This window comes from Allobosea sp., from assembly GCF_030695125.1.
GTDB lineage: Bacteria > Pseudomonadota > Alphaproteobacteria > Rhizobiales > Beijerinckiaceae > Allobosea.
On record NZ_JAUYTP010000016.1, the window covers coordinates 409,558 to 416,217 of the forward strand.

At 67.4% G+C, this 6,660-nt stretch carries 7 protein-coding genes; 6 read left to right on the top strand and 1 reads right to left on the bottom strand.

Annotation, left to right across the window (positions count from 1 at the left end):
- Positions 1 to 2 precede the first annotated feature (2 nt).
- Entirely contained in the window at positions 3 to 581 is a 579-nt protein-coding gene (locus tag Q8S38_RS05235; RefSeq protein ID WP_305679357.1) for a DUF924 family protein, read from the bottom strand.
- A gap of 182 nt (positions 582 to 763) precedes the next feature.
- Here Q8S38_RS05235 and Q8S38_RS05240 point away from each other — a divergent pair, with 182 nt between their 5' ends.
- The 6 genes from Q8S38_RS05240 to Q8S38_RS05265 all read left to right on the top strand — a co-directional run.
- Positions 764 to 1,768, top strand: a complete 1,005-nt coding sequence (locus tag Q8S38_RS05240) for an AraC family transcriptional regulator (RefSeq protein ID WP_305679358.1) — start codon at positions 764 to 766, stop codon at positions 1,766 to 1,768.
- Positions 1,769 to 2,089: 321 nt separating this feature from the next.
- The gene (locus Q8S38_RS05245) at positions 2,090 to 2,344 is read left to right on the top strand and encodes an STAS domain-containing protein (protein WP_305679359.1); all 255 of its coding nucleotides are present in this window, start codon (positions 2,090 to 2,092) and stop codon (positions 2,342 to 2,344) included.
- A gap of 2 nt (positions 2,345 to 2,346) precedes the next feature.
- On the top strand, positions 2,347 to 2,712 hold the full coding sequence (locus tag Q8S38_RS05250) for a response regulator (protein WP_305679360.1): 366 nt from the start codon (positions 2,347 to 2,349) through the stop codon (positions 2,710 to 2,712).
- Positions 2,709 to 4,787: a chemotaxis protein CheA gene (locus tag Q8S38_RS05255; RefSeq protein ID WP_305679382.1), complete on the top strand. Its 2,079-nt coding sequence runs from the start codon at positions 2,709 to 2,711 to the stop codon at positions 4,785 to 4,787. Before Q8S38_RS05250 ends, Q8S38_RS05255 begins: the two co-directional genes overlap by 4 nt.
- A gap of 14 nt (positions 4,788 to 4,801) precedes the next feature.
- Positions 4,802 to 5,278 carry a chemotaxis protein CheW gene (locus Q8S38_RS05260; protein ID WP_305679383.1) on the top strand — a complete coding sequence of 159 codons (477 nt, stop codon included), beginning with the start codon at positions 4,802 to 4,804 and terminating at the stop codon, positions 5,276 to 5,278.
- 38 nt (positions 5,279 to 5,316) lie between these two features.
- Positions 5,317 to 6,660 (top strand): HAMP domain-containing protein (locus Q8S38_RS05265; protein ID WP_305679361.1); only part of this gene is annotated, 1,344 nt, incomplete at its 3' end.

The window sequence follows — 6,660 nt, forward strand, 5'->3', positions numbered from 1 at the left end:
CCTCAGCCCGCGAAGCCGCCCTCGGCCAGAAAGGCGGCCTCCTCCGGCGTCGTCTCCCGCCCGAGCAGCGCATTGCGGTGGGGGAAGCGCCCGAAGCGCCGGATCACCGCGCGATGGCCCTCCGCATGCTCGGCCGCCTCGCCGCCGAGCGGCGTGCTGAGTGCGACCGAGAGGTCCTGGTCCACAAGGTTCTCGGAATGGCAGAAGGGCAGGTGCAGGAACAGCCGCAGCGCCGGCTCGATGGCGGCGCCATGGCCCATCGCCTGCGCGCGCCGGGCAAAATGCAGCGCAAGCGGGTCGGTGGCGTACATATGGGCCGTGCCGCGGAAGCTGTTGCGCGGGAACTGGTCGAGCAGGACCATCAGCGCGAGTGAACCCTCGGCCGTGTCGCTCCAGCCGTCGTGCTCGCGGCGTGCCGCCGCAAGATGCAGCGGCATGAAGCGTTCCCGGAACAGCGTGTCGAAGGCCTCATCCTTCGCGAACCAGCGCCCGGGACCGGCCTCGCGCCAGAAGTTGCCGACTGCGGCCGCCGTTGCGGTCGGTGCGCCGCGCGACATGCGCGGCCCGTCATGGGGTGTCATCCGTCGTCTCTCCAGGGGCGAGGGGAACAACACCGTCGGCGATCTCATTGTTCATGACCAGGCAGCAGCATTCTTTCGAGCCCGTTGCGGCGTGCCCGCCCCGGACGACCATGCATGACCACCATCCGAGGCATGGGCTTGATAACCCAGCGTCATCTCCATCAAATGGGATCGTGACCACCTTGCCGCCACGTTCCCTCGACAATGCGCCGACCGGGCCGCCCGAGGCGGAGGCGCCCTACCGCTTCGTCAGCCGCGATGTCGGCGAAACCCAAGCCTGGCTCATCGCTCTTCTGCGCCGCGATCTGCTGCTCGAACCGCTGCCGACTGAACCTTTCGAGGCGAAGCTGACAGGTCATGCGCTGGCTCGGGCCCATCTCGTCCACGCCTCCTACCCAGGCGGGATGAGGCTCAAGCGCGGCGACGCGCATGACAATCTGACCCTGCGGATCGTGGCGAGCGGGGGCAGCTTCTATTCGGTCGGCCGCGAGACGCTCGCCGCCGTGCCGGGCCGGGGTCTGATCCTCAACACGGCGCTGGCCGAAGGCGGCGAATATGCCGAAGGCAGCATCCATTCCACGTTCACGGTCCATGCCGAAGAGGTCGCGCGGACCCTGCAGGACGCCTTCGAGCGCCCGGTGACGGCGCAGCTCGGCCTTGCGACCACCTTCGAGGTCGGTTCCGGCACGGGCGCTGCGCTGTCCGGCATCATGGCCGCGATGGCGGCCTGCCTGGGTGGCGAGGGCGCCATCTCCGAGGCGCCCCACGCCGCGCGGATGCTGCGCGATTCCCTGATCATGCTGATCCTGGAGCGCTTTCCGCACCGCTACTCCGCCTGGTTCGAGCGCTCGGCGGCGGCCCCCGCGCCCTGGCAGATCCGGCGGGCGATCGCCTTCATCGATGCCCATGACAGCGGCCCCCTGACGGTCCAGGACGTCGCGGATGCCGTTGGTATCGGCCTGCGCTCGCTGCAGGAGGGTTTTCGCCGGCACAGGCAGATCTCGCCGCATGATTACATCAAGCAGGTGCGGCTGGGGCGGGTCAGGGCCGAACTGTCGGATCCGCAATCGACCCGCAGGATCGAGGAGATCGCCCGGCACTGGGGCTTCGTCAACCGCGGCCATTTCGCAGTCGATTACCGGCAGGCCTTCGGCGAACAGCCCTCGGAGACGCGCCGCCGCCGCTGAGCTGAGCCCGAAGCGCGCCGCTCCACGATCGGGTTAACGTAGCGGCAACCACGAAAACCCATTCGCCCGATCATGGTTACCGGAGCGTTGACGGGGGCGGCCGGCCCGACTCCCACGGCGCAAGACCGACTCCGGCGGCGCAGGGACGTCTAAAATAGATTAAATCAAAAAACGAGAACTTTAAGTGAATTATAAATCAATACGATCATAATACTCGTTATGTAGGCGGCGTTTTATTGGTTTCGTTGTGTGCGGGTGAATCGAATGGTCAGTAAAAACGCGAGCAATGTCGCGCAAATCAGTCCAGGGCCGGACTGTACGTTGCGTCATGCAAAGTCGACGGCGGCTTCGCTGGCCGCGTTGATCGCGTCTGCTCAGTCGATCGAGGTCGACTGTTCCGTCATCGAACAGGTCGACATCACCTTCGTGCAGATGATCGTCAGCGCGCAGCGTAGCTGCGCCGCCCGCGACCTGCCCTTCGCCCTCACCGGCACGAGCGACGCCGTCGCTTCCGCCTTCCACCGGGCCGGCGTGACGCCGCCCGGCACTGTGCCTTCCGAACTGTCCGGGATCTGACCATGGCCACCATCCTCACCGTCGATGATTCGCCGAGCGTCCGGCAGATGATCAAGCTCGTGCTGGGCCCGGCCGGGCACACTGTCGTCGAGGCCGGCGACGGCGCTGAGGGCCTGGCCAAGGCCAAGGCGCAGAGCTTCGACCTCGTCATCACCGACCTCAACATGCCGGTGATGAACGGCATGCAGATGATCAAGGCGCTGCGTGCGCTGCCGGCCTTCATGGGCGTGCCGATCGTGTTCCTGACCACGGAATCCGACGATGCCGTCAAGCAGGAGGCCAAGGCCGCCGGCGCGACGGGCTGGATCACCAAGCCCTTCAAGCCCGAGCAGCTCCTCGGCGTTGTCGCCAAACTCGTGAGGGCCTGATGGAACTCGATCCGACGGAAATCTTCCGGCAGGAAGCCGCCGAGCTGCTCGATTCGCTCGAGACGGTGCTGCTCGATCTCGGCCAGACGCCGCAGGATCGCGATTTGATCGACGCCGCCTTTCGGGCGCTGCACACGATCAAGGGCTCGGGCGCGATGTTCGGCTTCGACAAGGTCGCGGCCTTCACCCATGATTTCGAGACCGCCTTCGATCTGATCCGCAAGGGCAAGATCGACGCCAACCACGACATCGTCACGGTGTCGCTCTCGGCGCGCGACTACATCCGCACGCTGATCGAGGATCCCGATTCCACCGACCCGATCATCGGCGAGGCGATCGTCGAGGAGCTGCAGCGCCTGATCGGCGGCGGCTCGGCCGGCGCGAAGGCTGTGGCGACGGCCGACGAACCGGATGCCGCCGACGCATCTGCCTCCGGCGGGCCGGCCGAGACCGGCTGGCGCATCGAGATCGCCTTCGAGCCCGAAATCCTGCGCAACGGCACCAACCCGCTCGTCCTGCTCGACGACCTGCGCGCGCTCGGGCCCTGCACCGTGGAGGCCGATCTCGGCGCCGTGCCGGTGCTCGAGGAGCTGGAGCCCGAGAGCTGCCTGATCTCCTGGACCGTGACGCTCGACAGCACCTGCTCGCAGGACGAGATCGAGGATGTCTTCATGTTCGTCCGCGACGAGATGAAGCTGGTCATCACCCCGCTCGCCACAGCCGGGCGGCCCGGTTTCGGGCTCGACATGTCGATGCCTGGCGAGGCGCCCGGCCCCGTGTCCGAACCCGCGCCCGAGGCGAAGGCCGCGCCCGCGGCGCAGGCCGTCACGCCTGCGGCCAAACCGGCCGCCGCCGCCCCCGAAAAAGCCGAGCTCAACCGCCGCGCCGAGGACAAGGGCACCACGGTGCGCGTCCAGGCCGAGCGTCTCGACGAGCTGATGGACCGTGTCGGCGAACTCGTCATCGCCCAGGCCCGCCTCAGCCAGATCGCCCATTCCGGCACCGATCTCGCGATCAAGGCGATCGCGGAGGAGATCGAGCGCCTGGCCTCGGGCCTGCGCGACACCACCATGGGCGTGCGCATGGTGCCGATGGGCTCCATCTTCGGGCGCTTCCGCCGCCTCGTCCACGATCTCTCGCGCGATCTCGGCAAGCCGGTCGATTTCGTCACGATCGGCGAGGAGACCGAGATGGACAAGACCATGATCGAGCGTCTCGCCGATCCGCTGGTCCATCTCATCCGCAACGCCATCGACCACGGCATCGAGAATGCCGACGACCGGGCCCGCACCTCGAAATCGGCGACGGGTCGCATCGAGCTGTCGGCCCGCTATGTCGGCGCGCAGGTGCTGGTCACCGTGCAGGATGACGGCGCCGGCCTCAACACCGCCCGCATCCGCGCCAAGGCCGAGGAGAACGGGCTGATCGCGCCCGGCGCCAATCTCAGCGAGCACGAGATCCATCAGTTCCTGTTCCATCCGGGCTTCTCGACCGCCAAGACGATCTCGGCGCTCTCGGGCCGCGGCGTCGGCATGGACGTGGTCAAGCGCACCATCGAGGCGATGCGCGGCACCATCGACCTGACCACGATCCCCGGCCACGGCTCCTCGGTGACGCTGCGCCTGCCGCTGACGCTGGCCATCATCGACGGCCTGCTGATCCGGGTCGGCGAGGGGCGCTACATCATCCCGCTCTCGGCGGTGGAGGAGTGCATCGAGCTGACGGCTGAAGCCGAGGCCCGCGCCAAGGGCCGCAGCTTCCTCAATGTCCGCGGCGAGCTCGTGCCCTTCCTGCGCCTGCGCGACGTCTTCGACGCGGAAGGCCAGGCCGATCCGCACCAGAAGGTCATCGTCTCCTCGATCGGCGACACCCGCGTCGGCCTCGTCGTCGATCAGATCATCGGCAGCCACCAGACGGTGATCAAGTCGCTGTCGAAGCTGCATTCCGACGTCACCATGTTCTCCGGCGCGACCATCCTCGGCGATGGCTCGGCGGCGCTGATCATGGACGTCGCCCAGCTCGTGACGCTCGGCCAGGCCCGGGCCGAGAGCGACAGAACGCCGGAGGCCGCGTGATGAACCAGGTTCAGATGCAGGGCCCGCAGGGCGCCCATGCCGGGGCTCCGCCCGTCGCCGAAACCGATCTCCAGGTGCTGATGGTCGGGCTGGGCAACGAGATCTTCGCCGTCGAGACCGACATGGTCCGCGAGATCATCGATCCGGTGCCGGTGACGCGCGTCGCCGGGGCGCGCGCCTTCCTGCCGGCGCTGATCAATGTCCGCGGCAACGTCATTCCGCTGGCGGATCTGCGCATCCGCTTCGGCATGCCGAGGACGGAGCAGACCGCCGACACGCGCATCGTGGTCGTCGAGGTCGAGATCGACGGCGATCCCGTCACGCTCGGGCTGCTCGCCGACAAGGTCTACGAGGTCACCGAGGTCTCGACGCGGCACACACAGCAGACGCCGCGTCTCGGCAGCCATTGGCGGCCCGAGTTCATCCGTTTCATCACCAAATGGAGCGATGAATTCGTCATCGTTCCCGACATGTCCCGGATTCTGGGCTGAATCCGATTTCCCACTTGCTGGGGCGAAGGGGGCTTCCGATGCGCTTCTCGATCAAGGCCAAACTGTTCGTGACGTTCGGTGGGATCATCGGCTTGTCGATGGTCGCAGGTGGCGTGGCCTATCAACAACTCGCCGCGCTCGACCGCTCGCAGCAGGAAATCGTTGGCCAGGGCCATCGCATCGTCAAGCTCGGCGAATTGCAGAATGAGCTCCAGGGCCAGGTTCGTGCCGAGAAGAACGCCATCATCGCCTCCTCGGAAGCCGAGCTCGAAGCGGCCGCGGCCGAGCTGATCGCACGGCGCCAGAAGGTCACCCAGCTCAGCGGGGACATCCATGCCTCCGCGTCCGAGCAGGGCAAGCGGCTGATGGACCAGGTCATGGCCACGGCCAAGGCGCTGAACGAGGTGCAGGACACTGTCATCCGCAATGCGAAGCTGAACTCCGCGACGCGGGCGGATGCCGTTTGGCAAACCGAAGGCCAGGCCGTGCTCGCCGCGCAGAATGCAGCCTTCGACGGCCTGCTGGCGGATCTCGACAAGAGCCGCGGCTCGGTCGAGCACGAACAGGCTGCGCGCCAGGTCGTCGCAGCCCGCTACCAGACGGCGCGGATGCTGCGCTCGCTGGTGGAAACCTTCACCGCGACCTCGCTCACCGCCCTCGAGGAGCGCCGCCGGACGGCGCTGGCCGAAATGGAAAGGCTGAAGCGCGCGGCCGACATGGCAGCCGAGCGAGTGAAAGCCGTCGGCATCTCCGCCGAGACGCTGCAGAGCCGGGTCGGCCAGGTCGAGGCCGTCGCCCTCCGCGCCGTCGACATCGCCCGCGAGGGCGGCGTCATCCGCGCGGCCGAACTGAGCCGCAGCGACGGCCGCAAGGCGCTGGGCGAGTCGCTGGCCACCGTGGAGGCCTATGCGCGCTATGTCGAGAAGCGCATGGATGAAATGGGCGCTGCCGGGACGGCCGCCGCATCCTTCGCAGAAATGCTCCTCGTCGCGATCCTGGCTGCGTCTGCGCTCATCGGCCTCGCGGCGGCCACCTGGATCGCCATCGGCATCAGCCGCGGCATCGGCGAAGCGGTCACCCTGGCGAATGCAGTCGCTGAGGGCGACCTGACGCAGACTGCCAAGGTCCAGTCCAATGACGAGGTCGGCGATCTCGTCACCGCCCTGAACGGCACGGTCGAGAAGCTGCGTGAGGTCGTCGGCCAGGTGAACACGGCGGCCGAGAACATGTCGGCCGGCTCCCAGGAGCTCTCGGCCAGCGCCGAGCAGCTCTCGCAGGGCTCGACCGAGCAGGCCTCGTCCACCGAGGAGGCCTCGTCCTCGATGGAGGAGATGGCGGCCAACGTGAAGCAGAACGCCGAGAATGCGGCGACCACCGAGAAG